This is a genomic window from Schumannella soli, assembly GCF_006517435.1.
Classification (GTDB): domain Bacteria; phylum Actinomycetota; class Actinomycetes; order Actinomycetales; family Microbacteriaceae; genus Schumannella; species Schumannella soli.
Genome location: NZ_VHQG01000002.1, coordinates 44,562 through 62,128, shown reverse-complemented (window position 1 = coordinate 62,128; position 17,567 = coordinate 44,562). Strand labels below are relative to the sequence as shown.

19 protein-coding genes and 1 pseudogene are annotated in these 17,567 nt (G+C 71.7%); 3 read left to right on the top strand and 17 right to left on the bottom strand.

The window, feature by feature from the left end:
- Positions 1–42: 42 nt before the first annotated feature.
- Genes FJ657_RS05955 through FJ657_RS05940 form a run of 4 tightly spaced genes read right to left on the bottom strand, consistent with a single transcriptional unit; the run spans position 43 to position 4,490 of the window.
- Entirely contained in the window at positions 43–963 is a 921-nt protein-coding gene (locus FJ657_RS05955) for a metallophosphoesterase (RefSeq protein ID WP_255447184.1), read from the bottom strand.
- A 52-nt stretch (positions 964–1,015) separates the two neighbouring features.
- Positions 1,016–2,590, bottom strand: a complete 1,575-nt coding sequence (dprA, locus tag FJ657_RS05950) for a DNA-processing protein DprA (protein ID WP_141162798.1) — start codon at positions 2,588–2,590, stop codon at positions 1,016–1,018.
- A complete protein-coding gene (locus FJ657_RS05945) occupies positions 2,587–4,134 on the bottom strand; it encodes a YifB family Mg chelatase-like AAA ATPase (RefSeq protein WP_141162797.1) in 1,548 nt (515 codons plus the stop codon). Before FJ657_RS05945 ends, dprA begins: the two co-directional genes overlap by 4 nt.
- Positions 4,131–4,490 (bottom strand): YraN family protein, encoded by a 360-nt coding sequence (locus tag FJ657_RS05940; RefSeq protein WP_141162796.1) that lies wholly within the window; start codon positions 4,488–4,490, stop codon positions 4,131–4,133. Before FJ657_RS05940 ends, FJ657_RS05945 begins: the two co-directional genes overlap by 4 nt.
- 219 nt (positions 4,491–4,709) lie before the next feature.
- Between FJ657_RS05940 and FJ657_RS05935 the strand changes: the two genes are divergently transcribed.
- Positions 4,710–5,360, top strand: a complete 651-nt coding sequence (locus FJ657_RS05935; RefSeq protein WP_141162795.1) for a thermonuclease family protein — start codon at positions 4,710–4,712, stop codon at positions 5,358–5,360.
- Positions 5,361–5,419: 59 nt separating this feature from the next.
- Here the strand turns inward: FJ657_RS05935 and FJ657_RS05930 are convergent, their stop codons facing one another.
- The 4 genes from FJ657_RS05930 to rplS all read right to left on the bottom strand — a co-directional run bounded on the left by FJ657_RS05930 (position 5,420) and on the right by rplS (position 7,980).
- Positions 5,420–5,743: a DUF2469 family protein gene (locus FJ657_RS05930; protein WP_141162794.1), complete on the bottom strand. Its 324-nt coding sequence runs from the start codon at positions 5,741–5,743 to the stop codon at positions 5,420–5,422.
- A gap of 96 nt (positions 5,744–5,839) precedes the next feature.
- Positions 5,840–6,559: a ribonuclease HII gene (gene rnhB, locus FJ657_RS05925; RefSeq protein ID WP_141162793.1), complete on the bottom strand. Its 720-nt coding sequence runs from the start codon at positions 6,557–6,559 to the stop codon at positions 5,840–5,842.
- A 54-nt stretch (positions 6,560–6,613) separates the two neighbouring features.
- On the bottom strand, positions 6,614–7,447 hold the full coding sequence (lepB, locus tag FJ657_RS05920) for a signal peptidase I (RefSeq protein WP_141162792.1): 834 nt from the start codon (positions 7,445–7,447) through the stop codon (positions 6,614–6,616).
- 182 nt (positions 7,448–7,629) lie between these two features.
- Positions 7,630–7,980 carry a 50S ribosomal protein L19 gene (gene rplS, locus FJ657_RS05915; RefSeq protein ID WP_141162791.1) on the bottom strand — a complete coding sequence of 117 codons (351 nt, stop codon included), beginning with the start codon at positions 7,978–7,980 and terminating at the stop codon, positions 7,630–7,632.
- Positions 7,981–8,182: 202 nt separating this feature from the next.
- Here rplS and map point away from each other — a divergent pair, with 202 nt between their 5' ends.
- A complete protein-coding gene (gene map, locus FJ657_RS05910; protein ID WP_141162790.1) occupies positions 8,183–8,953 on the top strand; it encodes a type I methionyl aminopeptidase in 771 nt (256 codons plus the stop codon).
- Positions 8,954–8,980: 27 nt separating this feature from the next.
- Here map and trmD read toward each other — a convergent pair whose 3' ends face one another.
- The 5 genes and pseudogenes from trmD to FJ657_RS05885 form a co-directional block, all read right to left on the bottom strand.
- Positions 8,981–9,679, bottom strand: coding sequence for a tRNA (guanosine(37)-N1)-methyltransferase TrmD (gene trmD / locus FJ657_RS05905; protein ID WP_141162789.1), 699 nt, complete (start codon positions 9,677–9,679; stop codon positions 8,981–8,983).
- Positions 9,680–9,893: 214 nt separating this feature from the next.
- Positions 9,894–10,502, bottom strand: a pseudogene (gene rimM, locus FJ657_RS05900) (ribosome maturation factor RimM); the annotation flags it as partial.
- On the bottom strand, positions 10,499–10,738 hold the full coding sequence (locus FJ657_RS05895) for an RNA-binding protein (RefSeq protein WP_141162788.1): 240 nt from the start codon (positions 10,736–10,738) through the stop codon (positions 10,499–10,501). The gene FJ657_RS05895 and the pseudogene rimM, both read right to left, overlap by 4 nt.
- A 5-nt stretch (positions 10,739–10,743) precedes the next feature.
- The gene (gene rpsP, locus FJ657_RS05890; protein ID WP_141162787.1) at positions 10,744–11,199 is read right to left on the bottom strand and encodes a 30S ribosomal protein S16; all 456 of its coding nucleotides are present in this window, start codon (positions 11,197–11,199) and stop codon (positions 10,744–10,746) included.
- A 130-nt stretch (positions 11,200–11,329) separates the two neighbouring features.
- The gene (locus FJ657_RS05885; RefSeq protein ID WP_255447183.1) at positions 11,330–12,397 is read right to left on the bottom strand and encodes a DMT family transporter; all 1,068 of its coding nucleotides are present in this window, start codon (positions 12,395–12,397) and stop codon (positions 11,330–11,332) included.
- Between the two features lie 80 nt (positions 12,398–12,477).
- On the opposite strand from FJ657_RS05885, the gene FJ657_RS05880 reads away from it, so the two are divergent.
- Complete coding sequence (locus FJ657_RS05880; RefSeq protein WP_141162786.1) at positions 12,478–13,620, top strand: glutamate--cysteine ligase; 1,143 nt, start codon at positions 12,478–12,480, stop codon at positions 13,618–13,620.
- A gap of 58 nt (positions 13,621–13,678) precedes the next feature.
- On the opposite strand, the gene FJ657_RS05875 is transcribed toward FJ657_RS05880, so the two are convergent.
- The 4 genes from FJ657_RS05875 to ffh form a co-directional block, all read right to left on the bottom strand.
- Positions 13,679–14,302, bottom strand: a complete 624-nt coding sequence (locus tag FJ657_RS05875) for a hypothetical protein (protein ID WP_141162785.1) — start codon at positions 14,300–14,302, stop codon at positions 13,679–13,681.
- Positions 14,303–14,354: 52 nt separating this feature from the next.
- Positions 14,355–15,149, bottom strand: coding sequence for an LLM class F420-dependent oxidoreductase (locus tag FJ657_RS05870; protein WP_141162784.1), 795 nt, complete (start codon positions 15,147–15,149; stop codon positions 14,355–14,357).
- A 75-nt stretch (positions 15,150–15,224) separates the two neighbouring features.
- The gene (locus FJ657_RS05865) at positions 15,225–15,782 is read right to left on the bottom strand and encodes a hypothetical protein (RefSeq protein ID WP_141162783.1); all 558 of its coding nucleotides are present in this window, start codon (positions 15,780–15,782) and stop codon (positions 15,225–15,227) included.
- Between the two features lie 156 nt (positions 15,783–15,938).
- Complete coding sequence (ffh, locus tag FJ657_RS05860) at positions 15,939–17,519, bottom strand: signal recognition particle protein (RefSeq protein WP_141162782.1); 1,581 nt, start codon at positions 17,517–17,519, stop codon at positions 15,939–15,941.
- Between the last annotated feature and the right edge of the window lie 48 nt (positions 17,520–17,567).

Genomic DNA, 17,567 nt, shown 5'->3' with positions numbered 1-17,567 from the left:
CGGCGGGCGGCGGGCGGCGGGCGGCGGGCGGCGGGCGGCGGCTCAGTCTTCGGGCGGCAGCTTCCAGACGGACTTCTTGTTGGAGAAGGCCTCGCGCCGCTCCTCGGGGCTGAGCTGGGCGAGCCGCTCGAGCACGCGGTCGCCGAATCCGGAGACCTGCGGAGGTGACCCGATCGGCACGATCGAGTGCACCACACGGTCGTCGTAGACCTGGGTGAGGTGAACGGACTGCCCGCCGTCGACGCCGCTGAGCGAGCCGACCGGGGCGAGCACATCCATCGTGTAGCAGGTCGCCGCCGCGACGGCAACGGGGATGCCGGCGAAGGTGGAGTGCGTCGAATAGTGCAGGTGTCCGCCGAGGATGCCGATGACGTCGGTTGCGCGCAGCACCTCGGCGAGCGCGGGCTGGTCCTGCAGCTCGAGGATCGCCATGAGCTCGACGGGCGAGGGGATGGGCGGGTGATGAAGGGCGAGCAGCGTTCCGTGTGGTGCGGGTTCGGCGAGCACGTCGCGCAGCCAGTCGAGCTGTTCGGCGCTGATCTCACCGTGGTGGTACCCGGGAACGGTGGAGTCGAGGGCGATGATGCGCAGACCGCCGACGTCGTAGACGGCGTCCTGCGGCGCCGTGCTCGGCTCGGCTCCGAGCATGTGCTCGGCGAAGGGCTCCCGCTCGTCGTGGTTGCCCATGACCCAGACGATCTGAGCCCCGAGCCGTTCGGCGACCGGGTCGACGATCGAGCGCAGGCGCTGATAGGCGTCGGTCTCGCCGAGGTCGGCCAGGTCGCCGGTGAACACGATCGCCTCGATGTCGAGCCCCGACCCCTCGAGCTGAGCGAGGGCCCGCTGCAGAGTCGTCTCCGAGCTGAGCGCGCCGTACAGCGGCCGGGCCCCGTCGAGGAAGTGCGTGTCGCTGATGTGCGCGATCGTGTGCCGGGGTTCCGGGTGCTGGCCGAGTCGGACCACGAGTCCTCCTGCGTCGAATGCCGGCCGCGGTTCGGCCGGCGACGCCGCCACCCTAGCGACGACGACTGACGCGCACCCATCCGCTCCCCGCCTGTCGCACATCCCCTTCCAGCTCGAGCAGACCCAGCACGGCGCGAACCCGGTCGGGGGCGAGTCCGCTCGCTGTCGCGAGCTGCAGCACCGTGCGGGCCGCCCGCGGCGCCAGCGCATCGAGGAGGCGCAAGGTCGCTCCGTCGGCATCGAACGCGCGCCGCGGATCCTTGCGGCCGTCGCCCGCTGCTCGGTCCCCGGCCGCCCCCGTACCGCTGCTGCCACCGTCGGCACCGCCTCCGTTTGCGGTTCCGGTTCCGGTTCCGGTTCCGGCTCCGCTTCCGGCTCCGGTTCCGACTCCGGTTCCGGCTGCGGTTCCGGTTCCGGTTCCGGCTCCGGGTCCGGCAAGGCCTCCGCCGTCCCGCCCACTCGCCGAGCGCGGCGCGAGCTCGGCCATCTCATCGGCGTTCGTGACGCAGGTGGCGCCGTAGTCGCGCAGCAGCCGGTGGCATCCGGCCGAGGCGGTGCTGGTGACCGGACCCGGCACGGCCCCGAGGGGGCGGCCCAGTTCGGCAGCGTGGCCGGCCGTGTTGAGTGAACCGGAACGGCGTCCCGCCTCGACGATCACGGTCGCGGCGCTCAGAGCCGCGATCAGCCTGTTGCGCTGCAGGAAACGCCACTTGGTGGGCGCCGATCCCGCGGGCACCTCGGCGACCACCACGCCACGCTCGACGATCCGCTGCAGCAGCGCCTCGTGGCCGGAGGGGTAGAAGCGGTCCAGCCCGCCGGCGAGCACCGCCACCGTGTCGCCTCCGGATGCGAGCGCCGCACGATGCGCGACGCCATCGATCCCGTATGCCGCGCCCGAGACGACGGCGTAGCCGCGATCGACGAGGCCGGCCGACGCCTCGGCGGTGACGTGCTCGCCGTAGCCGGTCGCCGCCCGGGCCCCGACGAGAGCGATCGAGTCGTCGAGGCGGCTCAGCACCTCGCGCGAGCCGCGAGCCCACAGCGCGACCGGGCCGTGCAGGCCGAGATCGTCGAGACGTGCGGGCCAGTCCGCGTCGTCGGGCACGACGAGCTGGGCGCCGAAGCGCTCCGCCTGCCGGAAGGCGAGCTCGATCGGCCTCGTCGCGAAGCGCGGGCGCCAGCGTTCGGCGGCCGCCGTCAGCTCCGCGCCGAGTCGCGCGGTCGCGGTGCCGCCGTCGGGCGACCGGGTACCAGCACCAGCACCAGCACCAGCACCAGCACCAGCACCAGCAAGCGATACCGCCGCATCCTCCGATCCCGCCCGTTCGGCGAGCAGCCGGATCCAGCCGTCGGCGCCGCTCTCGTCGATGAGCGGACGCAGTGCGGCGGAGGCGCCGAGGGCGGCGATGAGCATCCCCGCGACCCGGTCACCGGGCTCGACGAGGCAGCTCCACACGCCGCGCGCGAAACGCTCTTCGAGCAGCGCCCACTCGCCCGAGCCCCGACCGACGCCGGTCTCCGCGGCCGCGGCTGCGGAGGCGACGGCGGACTCGGCGAGCGTGCGCTCGTCGACGACTCCGCGCACGAGCTGGGCGATCGCGGCCTTCGAGATGCCGAGCGCGCTCATGCCGCGGCCTGCCGCAGGTGGAGCGCGCGGCCGATCTGATCGGCTCCCGGCCGGTCGACGCCGTCGAGATCGGCGATCGTCCAGGCCAAGCGGAGCACGCGGTCGTAGCCGCGCATGCTCAGCACGCCGCGTTCGAGCGCACGTTCGAGCGGGGCGGTCGCGCCCGCGGCCGGCACGCCGTCGCCCGAGCGCAGCCAGGTGCCGGGCAGTTCGACGTTGCGCCGCCAGGGCGTGTTCGCGAGCCGGCGGTGGGCCCGGTCGCGGGCCTGCAGCACCGCGTCGCGGGCGACCGCCGTGGAGACCGTCGGCTCGTCGGCGGCCAGACGCAGCTGCGCCGCGGTGACCCGGTGGACGCGCAGACGGATGTCGACCCGATCGAGCAGCGGACCACTGAGCCGCTGCAGGTACCGCCGGCGCGCCATCGGCGAGCAGACGCATTCGGCATCCGGGGCTCCGGACTGCCCGCAGGGGCACGGGTTCGCGGCCAGCACGAGCTGGAACGCCGCGGGGAAGTGCGCCGTCGCCGACGCGCGGTGCACCGTGAGCCGACCCGATTCGAGCGGCTGACGCAGGGCGTCGAGCGTGGCCGGCGAGAACTCGGGCGCCTCGTCGAGGAACAGCACGCCGTGCGATGCCCGCGCCGCGGCGCCCGGGCGGATCGTGCGGGAGCCGCCGCCGACGATCGACGCGGTGGTCGCGGTGTGGTGCGGCGATTCGAGGGGCGGTCGATGCGACAGGCGGGCGCCGAGAGGCAGGCCCGAGAGCGAGCGGAGCGAGCCGACCTCGAGCGCCTGCTCGGTGCTGAGGTCGGGGAGCAGCCCGGGCAGTCGGGAGACGAGCATCGTCTTGCCGGCGCCGGGCGGCCCGAGCAGCAGCAGATGATGGCCGCCCGCCGCGGCGATGCGCAGAGCGTCGACCGCCTCGGCGTTCCCCGCGACGTCGGCGAGATCCAGGAGCTCGCCGGGCCGTGCGTCGTGCGCGTCGGCGGGAGCCGGGCGCAGGATCGGCTCGACCGGCTCGCTCTCGACCTCGGCGCCGTGGAAGATCAGCGCCTCGCGCAGGCTCGGCATGCCGACGACGCGGATGCCGGGCACGAGCGACGCCTCGGGCTCGTCACCGCTCGGCACGATGATCGTCGGCACGCCGGCGCGGGCGGCGGCGAGGACCGCCGGCAGCACGCCGGGCACCGGGCGCAGCCGGCCGTCGAGCCCGAGCTCGCCGAGATGCACGACCCGCTCGACGGACTCGGCCGAGACCACGCCCTCTGCGGCGAGCGCGGCCATGGCGATCGCGAGGTCGAAGGCCGAGCCGTGCTTGGGCAGCGACGCCGGCGAGAGGTTGATCGTCATGCGACGCGGCGACAGCGGGTGCCCCGAGTTCGCGGCGGCGGCCCGCACGCGTTCGCGGGCTTCGCCGAGTGAGGTGTCGGGCAGTCCGATGAGGGAGAACCCCGGCAGGGCGCCCTGCTGCAGGTCGGCTTCGACCTCGACGAGGGCCCCCTCGATGCCGAGCAGGGCGATCGCCCGGGTGCGCGCGACGCTCATCGGTAGACCCCCTGCAGATGCTCGACGACCGGGGCCGCATCGCGGGCCGCGACGATGCCGATCGCGTCGATGCGCACCGAGCCCCGCACCTCCGGGTGCGCGGCGCACCACGCCCCCGCCAGACGACGCAGCCGCGCCAGCTTGACCGGGGTGATCGCCTCGAGAGGATGCCCGTAGCCGACGCCGCGACGCGTCTTCACCTCGACGAACACGACGTCGTCGCCATCGCGCGCGATCAGGTCGATCTCGCCGATGGGGCACCGCCAGTTGCGGTCGACCACGCGGATGCCGCTGCGGATCAGGTGCTGCTCGGCGATGCGCTCGCCGCGCCGCCCGAGTTCGTCTTTCGCTGCCATGCGCTCAGGCTCGCGCGATGCGCCGCCGCGCAGCGTCGGAATGTGCGGAAGGGGGTGAAACCGCCGAGATCTACGGCTGTGAGGGGATGGTGCGATCCGGTGCCGGCTCACCGGGCGCCCACCGTCCCGGTCCCGATTCGCCCGTGTCGCCGGCGCCCGGCAGGATCATCCCGACGGCGCGGGACCGCACCGCACGACAGCGCACGACGAGGGAGGCCCATGAGCCGACGCACCCGCCGCATCCTGCTGCTGCTCGGCGCTCTCGCCGTGCTCGCGATCGCTGTGCTCACCGGCGTGCTCAGGCTCGACCGGCTGCCTGACTACGGCATCCCCGACTACGGCGACGTCGACAGCCCGGCGAGCGCATCCCCCGGCGAAGCGACGACGTCGACGCCCGGCTCCGCTCTCCCGGGCGGCGCCGTCACCGCGATCCCCTCCGCGGCCGAGTCGGCCACGATCGTGCGCGTGGTCGACGGCGACACCGTCGTCGTGCGGCGAGCGGGCCGCGGCAGCCAGGAGACCGTGCGTCTCGCCGGGATCGACACCCCGGAGACGGTGAAGCCGAACTCGCCGGTCGAGTGCTGGGGCCCTGAGGCGAGCGCGCACACGAAGGCGCTGCTGCCCGCCGGGTCCGCGGTGCGCCTCGAACCCGACCCGACGCAGGGCGACGCCGACCGCTACGGCCGGCTGCTGCGCTACCTATGGCTGCCGTCGAGTGCGGACGCGAGCAGCGGCTCTCTGGTCAACGAGGCGCTCGTGCGCGAGGGCTTCGCCGAGGCATATCGGGATCGGCACGCGCGCTGGCAGGAGTTCCAGGATGCGCAGAGCGCCGCTCGATCCGAGCGCCTCGGTCTCTGGGGAGCCTGCTGAGCGCGAACGCGCCAGCGGTGCCGTCTCCGGCGACGCGTGAAGCAGCGCGGGCGGATCGGCTACTCGTCGATCGCCAGCTCCTTCGGCAGCTCCAGTTCGCGCTCGCCGAGCATCTCGACGTTGACGTCTTTGAAGGTGAGCACGCGCACGCTCTTCACGAAGCGGTCGGCGCGGTAGACATCCCACACCCACACGTCGGTCATGGCGAGCTCGAAGTAGAAGTCGTGCTCGGTGTCTTTGCGCTCGAGCGTCACCTCGTTGGCGAGGTAGAAGCGCCGCTCCGTCTCGACCACGTACTTGAACTGGCCCACCACGTCGCGGTACTCGCGGTACAGGGCGAGCTCGACCTCGCGGTCGTAGTCGTCGAGATCCTCGTCATCCATCCGCGCCAGTCTAGATCCGAGCGCGGGTCGCCGCCGACGCACTCCCTCGATCGGTGGATGACCGGCCGACGACGCCCCTGTTGAGGAGCACCCCGCTCAGAGATCGAGCAGTGTCGGCTGGCGCAGCCACGACCAGCGGTGCAGGTCGCTCGCGCCGATCCGCTCGATCGCGGCGTAGTGGTCGGACGAGGCGTACCCCTTGTTCGACGCCCAGTTGTACTCGGGAAGTCGCGCGTGCGACTCGACCATGAAGCGGTCGCGCTGCACCTTCGCCAGCACGGAGGCTGCGGCCACGCTCGCGCAGGTCATGTCGGCCTTCACGCGGGTCGTCACGGTCATCCCGGCGAAACCGTCGGCACCGGCACCGGCACCGGCTTCGGCACCGGAACCCGCAGCCGCACCCGCCGACCGCAGCGCCGGCGTCAGCCAGTCGTGCGATCCGTCGAGGATCACCCGGGCGGCGCCGAGCGCCACACCCTCCGCGAGCACGGCCGTGAGGGCCCGCGTGCCGGCGAGTCCGAGCGCCGCGATGATGCCGAGCCGGTCGACCTCCTCGTTCGAGGCGACGCCGACCGCCTGGTGCCGCGCCCAGCGCTGCACCTTCGGGTGCAGCTCCTCGCGCCGCTTCTCGCTCAGCAGCTTCGAATCGCGCAAGCCGACGGGGATGCGCGCGACCGCCGCATCCACGACGCTGACGCCGACGGCGACCGGACCGGCGATCGCGCCGCGGCCGACCTCGTCCACGCCGATCACGAGCTCCGCGCCCTCGCGCAGCAGCCGCTTCTCGAAGCGGAGGTCGGGGTCGACGACCGTCACGAGCGCGCCGTCACGAGCGCACCGTCATCGGCACGCGATCGACGGGGGGCGTGATCATCCGCCGAGCGGCTTCGCCGACGCCGAGCGGTCGGGGATGCCGTCGAAGGTGAGCGGGTAGTCGTCGAGCCAGGTCCAGCGGCTCGTCGGCCAGCTGATCACGAAGGCCCGGCCGACGATGTCGTCGTAGGGCACGAAGCCCTTGCCCGGGTTCTGCTGGTTGTAGCGCGAGTCCTTGGAGTTGTAGCGGTTGTCGCCCATCACCCAGATCGCGTCCTTCGGCACGGTGACCTCGAAGTCATCGGCCGAGACGCGCTTGGTGCCCGCGGGCAGCTGCACGTAGGGCTCGTCGATCGGCACATCGTTGACGGTCATCTGGCCGAGGCTGTTGCAGCACTTGACCGTGTCGCCCGGCAGACCGATCACCCGCTTGATCAGGTGATCGTCGCTGTCGGGTGCGGTGAGGCCGACCACGCCGAGCACCTCGTTGAAGAAGCCGGCGATGCCGGTGGGCTGCTCGGTCTTGGGGGTGCCGTCGAGCCAGCCGCCCGGATCCTTGAACACGACGACGTCGCCGCGCTGCAGCCCGAACATCTTCGGCTGCAGTTCGTTCACGATCACACGGTCGTTGACGATGAGCGTCTGCTCCATCGACTCCGAGGGGATGTAGAAGGAGCGGATGAGGAAGGTCTTGATGAGGAAGGAGATGATCACCGCGGCCACGATGATGACGACGAGATCGCGCAGGAACAGCTTCCAGCCGCGGGGCTTGCGCGACTCGACGGCGGTGCGACGCTCGGTGCCGCGCCGACGCGGGTAGTCGGCGGCATCCAGCTCGCTGCTGCCGTCGACCTCGTCGCGCGTGCGCGCGTTCTCGTCCGCCGTGGTCATCCGCTCCCCGTGTCTCCTGGGCTGGTGCCCGCGTGGGCCCTGACGCCCTCCGGTCGCGACGACGCCTGGCCGTGCCGACCCGGGCCGTGCGGCCCGCGCCCAGCATAGGCCGCCCCTCCGGTTAAACGACCGCGCCCACACCCCGCGAGGGATGTGGGCGCGAATCGGATCAGCGCTGCGACTCAGGCGTCGCGCTTCTCCTTGATCTTGGCCTTCTTGCCGCGCAGCTCGCGCAGGTAGTAGAGCTTCGCGCGACGCACGTCACCGCGGGTCACGATCTCGATGTGGTCGATGACCGGCGAGTGCACCGGGAAGGTGCGCTCGACGCCGACCTGGAAGCTGACCTTGCGGACCGTGAAGGTCTCGCGCACGCCCTCGCCCGAGCGGCCGATGACGGCGCCCTGGAAGACCTGAATGCGGGAGCGCGAGCCCTCGATGATGTTCACGTGCACCTTGACGGTGTCACCGGGGCGGAAGTCGGGGATGTCCGAGCGCAGCGATGCTGCATCGACGACGTCGAGGATGTGGGACATGTTCGTTCGCTCTCTGCGCTCGCCGACAGGTCGCACGCGGTAGAAAAATAGGAAAGTGAGTGCGTGCTCCGGTGATCCGGGCTCCCCTGTGGCAGAGCCGCGCCGGGCACAAGCGATCAGTTTGCCAGATGAGGGTCCCATTCGCCAAAGCGAGGAGCGGATCATCCCCGCCGCGACATCGGCCGGCGGCTAGGCTCGCCGGGTGATCGAACTGCGCACCCCCGCCGAGATCGAGCAGATGCGCCCCGCCGGCGCCTTCGTCGCCAGCGTGCTCGAGGCCACTCGCGATGCCGCCGCCGTCGGCGTCAACCTGCTGGAGCTGGATGCGCTCGCGCACGACATGATCCGTGCCGCCGGCGCCGAGAGCTGCTACATCGACTACCACCCGTCGTTCGGCGCCTCGCCCTTCGGCAAGGTCATCTGCACCTCGGTCAACGACGCCGTTCTGCACGGCCTCCCCCACGACTACACGCTGAAGGACGGCGACCTGCTGAGCCTCGACTTCGCGGCGAGCGTCGACGGCTGGGTCTCCGACTCGGCCGTGTCGCTCATCGTCGGAACCCCGCGCGAGGAGGACGAGCGCCTCATCCAGGTGACCGCGGAGGCGCTGGACGCCGGCATCGCGCAGGCGGTCGTCGGCAAGCGCATCGGCGACATCTCGGCCGCGATCGGCGACGTCGCCGCGGATGCCGGCCTCGAGGTCAACCTCGACTTCGGCGGGCACGGCGTCGGGCGCGTCATGCACGGCGACCCGCACGTGCCGAACGACGGCCGCCGCAAGCGCGGACTGCCGCTGCGCCCCGGCCTCGTCTTCGCGATCGAGCCGTGGTTCCTGCACACGACCGACGAGATCTTCACCGACCCCGACGGCTGGACGCTCCGTAGCGCCGACGGCTCCCGCGGCGCCCACTGGGAGCACACCGTCGCGATCACCGAAGACGGTCCGATCATCCTCACCGCGCGCTCGAGCTGAGTCGCGCGGCCGCCGCCGCCGCGACGCTCAGTCGAGTTCGCGCAGCTCGTCAGGCAGCAGCTCGGGCCGCACCCGGCGCGTGCGCTCGATCTGCTGCTGGCGCCGCCAGGCGGCGATCTGCGCGTGGTGTCCGCTCAGCAGGATCGGCGGCACCTCCCGGCCACGCCACTCGGCCGGCTTGGTATAGCTCGGGTACTCGAGCAGGCCGTCTTCGTGGCTCTCCTCGGTGAGGCTCTCCGGATTGCCGACGACACCCGGAACGAGCCGGCCGACCGCCTCGACGACGGCCATCGTGGCGACCTCGCCGCCGTTGAGCACGTAGTCGCCGAGGCTCAGCTCGATGACCTCGGCGCGGCTCGCGGTGTCGTCGATGACGCGCTGGTCGATCCCCTCGTAGCGCCCGCAGGCGAAGACGAGGTGCTCGCGGGTGCTCAGGTCGCGGGCCCGGCGCTGCGTGAAGACCTCGCCGGCCGGGCTCGGGAAGATCACGGTGGATGCGGGTGTCACGACCGAGTCGAGCGCCTGCCCCCAGGGCTCCGGCTTCATGACCATGCCGGCGCCGCCGCCGTAGGGCGTGTCGTCGACGCTGCGGTGCCGGTCGGTCGTGAAATCGCGCAGGTCGTGCACGCCGAGCTCCAGCAGTCCGCTCGTGCGGGCCTTGCCGAGCAGCGAGACGTCGAGCACGGAGAAGAACTCCGGGAAGATCGTGAAGATGTCGACGCGCACCGGCCCAGCGTAGCCGCGGCGCGGACCTCACCCGGTCCGGCTGCTCGGAGGCGGGGGCGCTGCCGGGCTACTCCGCGGCGGGGTCGCTGCCGGCCGACTCGGCGTCGTCGGCGCTCGTCGCGGCGCCGGACTCCGCGGGCGCGGCGGCCGGACGGCGGCGCGAGGTGCGACGCGGCAGCGGAGGGCGACGGCTGCCGCCCTCGCCGGAGCCGGAGTCGGCGCCGGTGGCCGAGCCCTCGGCATCCGTGTCGGCGTCCGCATCCGCGTCGGGGATCTCCTCGAAGAGACCGACCGGCGGGGTCAGACTGACGATGCCGGCCTCGATGTCGACGCTCGGCACGATCGCCTTGACGAAGGGCACGAGCACCTCGCCGGCGTCGGTCGCGACGACGAGCAGATCCTGCGCGGGCAGGTGGTCGACGCGCGCGATCTGGCCGACGGTCCGCCCGTCGCGCACGGCGGAGAGGCCGACGAGCTGGTGGTCGAACCACGCATCCTCTTCGTCGGTGACCTCGTCGAGATCCTGATCGATCCAGAGCACTGCCTTGACGAGGGTCTCGGCCGCGGTGCGGTCGTCGACGCCGACGAAGAAGGCGACGGGGCTGCCGTTGTAGAAACGCAGCTCGGCGAGCTCGAGCGACTTGCCGTGCCACGACGACGAGGTCGGCACCTGCAGGGCGAATGAGGCGCCCGGCGTGAAGCGGCGGTCCGGATCGTCGGTGTAGAGCTCGAGCTTGAGAGCGCCCTTGAGGCCGTGGGCCTTCACCAGGCGAGCGACCCGCAGCTGAGTGCGGGGCGTGCGGGGCGGCTTGCGGGGGCTCACGCCTCGTCGGTGTCGACCACGTCGACGCGCACGCGGCGGCCGTCGGCGAGCGCCGTGACAAGGGTGCGGAGGGCCTTGGCCGTGCGTCCCGAACGGCCGATCACGCGGCCGAGGTCCTCGGGGTGCACGCGCACCTCGAGGACCTCGCCGCGCGAGGAGTCGATCGAAGCCACGCGGACGTCATCGGGGTGATCGACGATCCCCTTGACGAGGTGTTCCAGCGCGGGTGCGAGCACGTCGATCAGGCCTGGTCGCCGTCGGTCGCGGTCTCGTCGGCGGCGGCCTCCTCGGCCGGCGCCTCCTCAGCCGGGGCCTCCGCAGCGGCGGGGGCCTCCTCGGCCTTCTTCTCGGCCTTGGGCTTGAGCACGGTCTTCTTCTGCTCGTCGACCGTGAACTCGACCTTGCCCTCGGGGGCCTTGACGGTGCTGACGGCGTTCTTGTCACCCTTGAAGGTGCCCCAGTCGCCGGTCAGCTTGAGGATCGCGAGAACCTGCTCGGTCGGCTGGGCGCCGACGCTGAGCCAGTACTGCGCGCGGTCGGAGTCGACCTCGATGAACGAGGGGTTCTCGGTGGGGTGGTACTTGCCGATCTCCTCGATCACACGACCGTCGCGCTTGGTGCGCGAGTCGGCGACGACGATGCGGTAGTACGGCGCGAACTTCTTTCCAAGCCGCTTGAGGCGGATCTTGACAGCCACGTTTCTCCTGAATGGTGAGTGTTGAAAGTCGAACAGCGGCCGTGCTCGTGGGGTGCACGCTCGGACGCGAAGCTCTAAAGGATGCCTCGGGCGCGTCGGATAGAGGGTCGGACGGCCAAGGCTCGACTGCCTATTCTGACAGATCCCGGCGCTCTGCTCCAACCGGGGCGTCCGCCGCCTCGGAGACGGGGGCGCGCTCCCCCGCGACGACCGCCGACGGAGCCGGCGCGGCGGCGCCGCGCGGACGCCCGCGACGACGGCTCAGCGCCACGCCGGCGAGGCAGATGACGCCGCCGACGAGCGCGAGCGGAGCCGGCACCTCGCCGAACACGGCCCAGCCGAGCAGCACCGCGATCGGCGGAACCACGTAGGTGCTGATGCCGAGGCGGCTCGCGGGCACCCGGCCGAGCGCATACGCCCAGGTCGTGAATGCGAGCGCCGTGGGCACGACGCCGAGGTAGACGATGCCGAGCACGACGGGGCTCAGCGACTGCGGGGTGTCGTGAGCCACCCGGCCGAGGTCGCCGACCAGCTGCGGCGCGAAGGGCGACGTGACGACGGCGCCGATGAGCGCGCCGAGCAGGGTCACCTGGATGCCGGGAAGCCGGCGCAGCGTCGGCTTCTGCGTGAGCACGCCCGCGGCGTAGGTGACGGCCGCGACGAGGCACCACAGCATCCCGCCGAGGTCGCCGAAGTGCGCGCCGCTCGCGACGCCGATCAGCACGATGCCCGCGAAGGAGACGACGAAGCCGATCGCGAGCCAGCGCGAGATGCCCTCGTGGAAGATCAGGCCGCCGCCGAGCGCGATGAGGATCGGGCCGACGTTGACGATCATCGCGGTCGTGCCGGCGTCGAGCGTGGTCTCGGCAGTATTGAGCGCCACGTTGTAGAGGCCGAACCAGAGCACGCCGTAGCCGAGCAGCAGCATCCACTCGCGCGCCGTCGGCGTCACCCAGCGGCGGGAGATCGCGAACAGCACGACGAGCGCCAGTGCGCCGACCACCAGCCGCCCGAAGGCGAGGCCGCCGGGGGCGAGGTGCGGCGCGACGCCACGGATCACGAGGAAGGCGCTCGCCCAGGCGAGCACCGTGAACACGATCGCGCCGGCGAGCAGCAGGGTCTCGCGGCGGGACGGCGGACGCGGCGTCGCCGACGTGGAGGGGATACCCGATGCGGCGGGGGCGCTCTGCGTGCTCACAGCAGAACGCTAGGGCGAACCGACGACATCCGAAGACGCGAATCCGCCATCCGGCGGCGCCGGCCTGCCAGACTCGGCGCATGGCCCTCAGCTTCGCCGGATCGCCGCGCTCCAGCGTAGGAATCGAATGGGAGCTGCAGTGCGTCGACAGCGCGACGGGCGACCTCTCCCCGGCCGCCCCGCAGATCCTCGCCGACCTCGCGAGCGACGACAGCGCGTTCCCGCACGCGACCGGCGAGTTCCTGACGAACACGGTCGAGCTGGTCAGCGCCCCGCACGACCGGGTGGCGGATGCGGTCGCCGACCTCGCGCGTGAGTCGCGGGCCGCGGCCGACGCGGCCCGCGGGCACGACGTCGACCTGATGTGCGCGGGCACGCATCCCTTCGCCCTCTGGCAGCACCAGGAGGTCACGCCCGACAAGGAGCGGTACCAGACGCTGCTCGATCGCACGCAGTACTGGGGACGACAGCTGCTGATCTGGGGCGTGCACATGCACGTCGGCATCGACCGGCGCGAGCGCGTGCTGCCGATCCTCAACTCGCTGCTGACGTACTACCCGCACTTCCAAGCGCTGTCGGCGTCGAGCCCGTTCTGGACCGGCATCGACACCGGCTACGCGTCGAACCGCGCGCTCATGTTCCAGCAGCTGCCCACAGCCGGCCTTCCTCCGCAGCTCGGCGCCTGGGAGGAGTACGAGCGCATCGTCGACGACCTGACGCACGTGGGCGTGATCGACGACCACTCCGAGCTGCGCTGGGATCTGCGGCCCTCGCCGAAGTGGGGCACGATCGAGATCCGCTTCTGCGATGGCCTGTCGACCCTCCGTGAGGTCGGCGCGCTCACCGCACTCGCCCAGTGCCTGATCGAGGAGGCCGAGCAGACGCTGGATGCGGGTGGCGACCTCGAGAGCATGCAGCCGTGGTTCGTGCGCGAGAACAAGTGGCGCGGGGCGCGATACGGCCTGGATGCGATCGTCATCGTCGACCGCGCGGGGAACGAGCGGCTGGTCACCGAGCATCTGGCCGAGACGATCGAGCGGCTGAGGCCGATCGCCGAGCGCCTCGACTGCGCCGGGGAGCTCGCGGACGTGCAGCTCATCCTCGACCGCGGCGCCAGTTACCAGCGCCAGCGGCGCATCGCCGCAGCGCACGACGGCGACACGCGGGCCGTGGTCGCGGGTCTCGCGGCCGAGTTCGCGACCGGGGAGCCGTCGACCGTCTGAGCCCGCCCCGCCCGGCGCCAACCGCTGGCCTCGACCGCGACGCAGAGACCTTCGCCGCTCAGCCGCCGAAGACGACCGCGAGCACGATGACGCCGTCGGCGTAGCGCGCATCCTTCTCGACGCCGAGACCGATGGTCGACGTGTCGCTGCCGCTCGCCAGCCGCTCGATCGAGACCACGTACTGGTCGTCGGTGTAGTCGGGCAGGTCGGCGATGCCGACGACGTCGTCGTCCCAGAAGCCGTGATCGTGCAAGCTGTCGGCGATCGCCTCGGCGACGCCGTCGGAGTCAGGCACGTAGAGCAGCTGGAAGCTGTCGATCTCGTCGACGGTGAACTCGATCGCGCAGGCGTCGTCGACCGCCTCGGCGACGATCGCGCCGATCGTGGTGGTGCTCTCCTCGTTCGTGTCCTCGTCGATCTGGTAGACGTCGGGTCCGGCATCCTCGAGCGGGATCACGCTCACCGCGAAGTCGCGTGACGGATCGCGGCGTTCGAGCGCGCGGCGCACGGTGGCGGCTGCATCGCCCGGGCAGCCATCGGCCGTACCCGCGCCGGCACCGGCACCGGCATCGGTGGCGCTGCGGGTCAGCGGTCCGCCGGGGCCCGAGAGCATCGAGCACCCGGAGAGGGCGAACAGCAGCGCGGCGCCCGCGCCCAGCATCCGGATCGGACGATTCGTCATCTCACCGAGACTAGGCGGGGCGCCGCGCGGCGCGAGCGTCCCCGTGAGGGGGTCAGCCGTTGATCTCGTCGCGCCAGCGCACCCAATCGCGCACCTGCTCGAGCGGGTAGTCGGGGCCGCTGATGCCGATCGTGAAGAGCGTGACGCCGGTCGCGTGCAGCTCGTCGGCGAGCTTCAGGTTCTTCTCGCGCTGCTCGTTCGAGAGCTCGATCTCGCTGAAGTCGCGATCCTCCTTCTCGCACCAGTCCTTGAGCACCGAGATCTTGTGCTTCAGCGTCTCCGGGTCGGCGAAGCTGTGCCAGATGTCGGCGTGCTTCGCGACAAGGCGCAGCGTCTTGCGCTCGCCGCCGCCGCCGATCAGCACCGGGATGTCGCGGGTCGGCGCGGGATTGAGCTGCGCCCAGCGCGCCTCGATGCGGGGCAGCGACTCGGCGAGCGCGTCGAGACGCGAGCCCACGGTGCCGAACTCGTAGCCGTAGGCGTTGTAGTCCTTCTCGAACCAGCCGGAGCCGGTGCCGAAGATGAAGCGGCCCGTGCCGCCCTTCGCGCTGATGTGGTCGATCGTGCGGGCCATGTCGGCCTGCAGATCGGCGTTGCGGTACGAGTTGCAGTTCACGAGGGCGCCGAGCTCGACGCGCTCGGTCTGCTCGGCGATCGCGGCGAGCATCGTCCACGACTCGTAGTGCAGGCCCTCGGGCTCGCCGCTGAGCGGATAGAAGTGATCCCAGTTGAAGACGACGTCGACGCCGAGGTCTTCGAGGGCGCGCACGGTGTCGCGGATGTCGGGGTAGAGCGCGTGCTGAGGCTGAACCTGCACGCCGATACGCACGGGACGGTCGGTGGTCATGCGCTCACGCTAGCGAGCGGATGCGGCGGAGCGCTGGCCCCGCCGCATCCGCTCGTCGCGCGATCGACCCGAGGGTCAGGCCGTGACGATGTGCATGACCGTCACGATCGGCCCGGAGAACTTGTCGCCGAACGCCGAGGCGAGCGGGTTGCTGGTGTCGCTCGTGGCGACGACCCAGCTCTCCTTGTCTTTCGTGTAGAAGGTGCTCGCCGCATCCGAGGTCAGTGCGGTGAAGCCCGCCGCCTCGATCGCGGTGCGGATGCCGGCGGCCGCCTCGGCCTCGCCGGGGACGAAGGCCATGACCGAGGTGCCGGAGCCGGTGTCGACCGTGAGCACGCAGGCGTCGGCCACGAGAGCGGCGTCGCCCGGGAAGGCCAGGTCGGCGACGGTGCCCTCGGTCGTCTTCGCCGTGGCGTCGGTCTGGGCGTCGAGCGCGGCGACGATCGAGGCGGGGCAGCCGCCCTTCGCGTCATCGGCGGCGGGGCTGGCGTCGGACTTCGACGAGGTCGACTTCGCGCTCGAGGAATCGGAGGAGCGGTCGGCCCCCGCGCCGCCGCCGAGGGAGCAGCCGGCGAGGCCGACAGCGGCGGCGAGGACGACGGGGACGAGGAGGAGACGCGAGGAGCTGCGCACGGAGGGCTCGCTTTCGAGGCGGAGGGATGTGGTGAGACGCCGGGTGACCTCCCGGACGATTGAGACTAACTCAGCACGCGCTCCGTCCGGATCCAGGTCATCCCGGATCCGGCCCCCGCAGCGCACCCGCGTCAGCGCGTCAGCGCCCGCGGGAGATCAGCGGTTCAGGAACTTGCCCAGCGCCGCCAGCTCCTCCTCGCTCGGCTGGCCCGAGCCCGAAGCCGCCCCCGAGCCGAGGCCGAAGCCCGAGCCGCCGGCGTTGGATCCGCCCAGCGGCTTGCCCTCGGAGATGGCGCGGTTCTCGGCGGCGCGCTTGGCGGGGTTGCCGCTCTTCGAGCCGCCCTTCTTCTTCGCCTGCGCGGCCTTCTTCGCCGAGGCGCGGCCGCCGCCCATGCCGGGCACCGGTCCCATGCCCGGAACCTGCGGCATCCCGCCCTTGGCGACGGTCTTCATCATCTTCGACGCCTGCTCGAAGCGCTGCATGAGCGAGTTGACCTCGGTCACCGTGGTGCCCGATCCCTTCGCGATGCGCAGCCGTCGCGAGCCGTTGAGCAGCTTCGGCTGGTGACGCTCCTGCAGGGTCATCGACTGGATGATCGCCTCGGTGCGGGTGATCTCCTTCTCATCGAAGTTGTCGAGCTGCTCGCGCATGCCGCGGGCGCCGGGCAGCATGCTCAGCATCCCCTTGATGGAGCCCATGTTCTTGAGCTGCTGCATCTGCTTGAGGAAGTCGTCGAGCGTGAAGCTGTCGGTCGCGAACTTCTCGGCGACCTTGCGCGCCTCCTCCTCGTCGAAGGCCTCCTGGGCCTGTTCGATGAGGCTGAGGATGTCGCCGAGGTCGAGGATGCGGCTCGCCATGCGGTCGGGGTAGAACGGCTCGAAGTCGTCGAGGTTCTCGCCCGTGGAGGCGAACATGATCGGGCGGCCGGTCACGCTGGCGACCGAGAGAGCGGCACCACCGCGGGCGTCGCCGTCGAGCTTCGAGAGCACGACGCCGGTGAAGTCGACGCCCTCCTGGAAGGCGCGGGCGGTCGTGACCGCGTCCTGGCCGATCATCGCGTCGATGACGAAGAGCACCTCGTCCGGGTCGACGGCCTTGCGGATGTCGGAGGCCTGCTTCATCAGCTCGGCGTCGATGCCGAGACGGCCGGCGGTGTCGACGATGACGGTGTCGAACTGCTTGCGCTTCGCCTCGGCGACGCCGTCGCGGGCGACGCGCACCGGGTCGCCGACGCCGTTGCCCGGCTCGGGCGCCCAGACGGGGACGCCGGCCTGCTCGCCGACGACCTGCAGCTGCGTGACGGCGTTGGGGCGCTGGAGGTCGCTCGCCACGAGCAGCGGCGTGTGCCCCTCCTTCTTGAGGTGCTTCGCGAGCTTGCCCGCGAGCGTCGTCTTTCCGGCGCCCTGGAGTCCGGCGAGCATGATGACCGTCGGCGGCTGCTTCGCGAACTCGAGGCGGCGCTGCTGCCCGCCGAGCACGCCGATCAGCTCCTCGTTGACGATCTGCACGACCTGCTGGGCCGGGTTGAGCGCCTTATTGACCTCGTCGCCGAGGGCGCGCTCGCGCACCGTGCCGGTGAACTGCTTGACGACCTCGAGCGCGACGTCGGCATCGAGCAGCGCGCGGCGGATCTCGCGCACGGTGCCGTCGACATCGGCGGGCGTGAGCTTGCCCTTGGTGCGGAGGTTGCGGAAGGTCGCGGTGAGGCGATCGGAGAGTGAGGCGAAAGCGGCCATGGTCCCGCGATTCTACGCGGGGCGGATGCCGACGCCGGATGCGCGGGC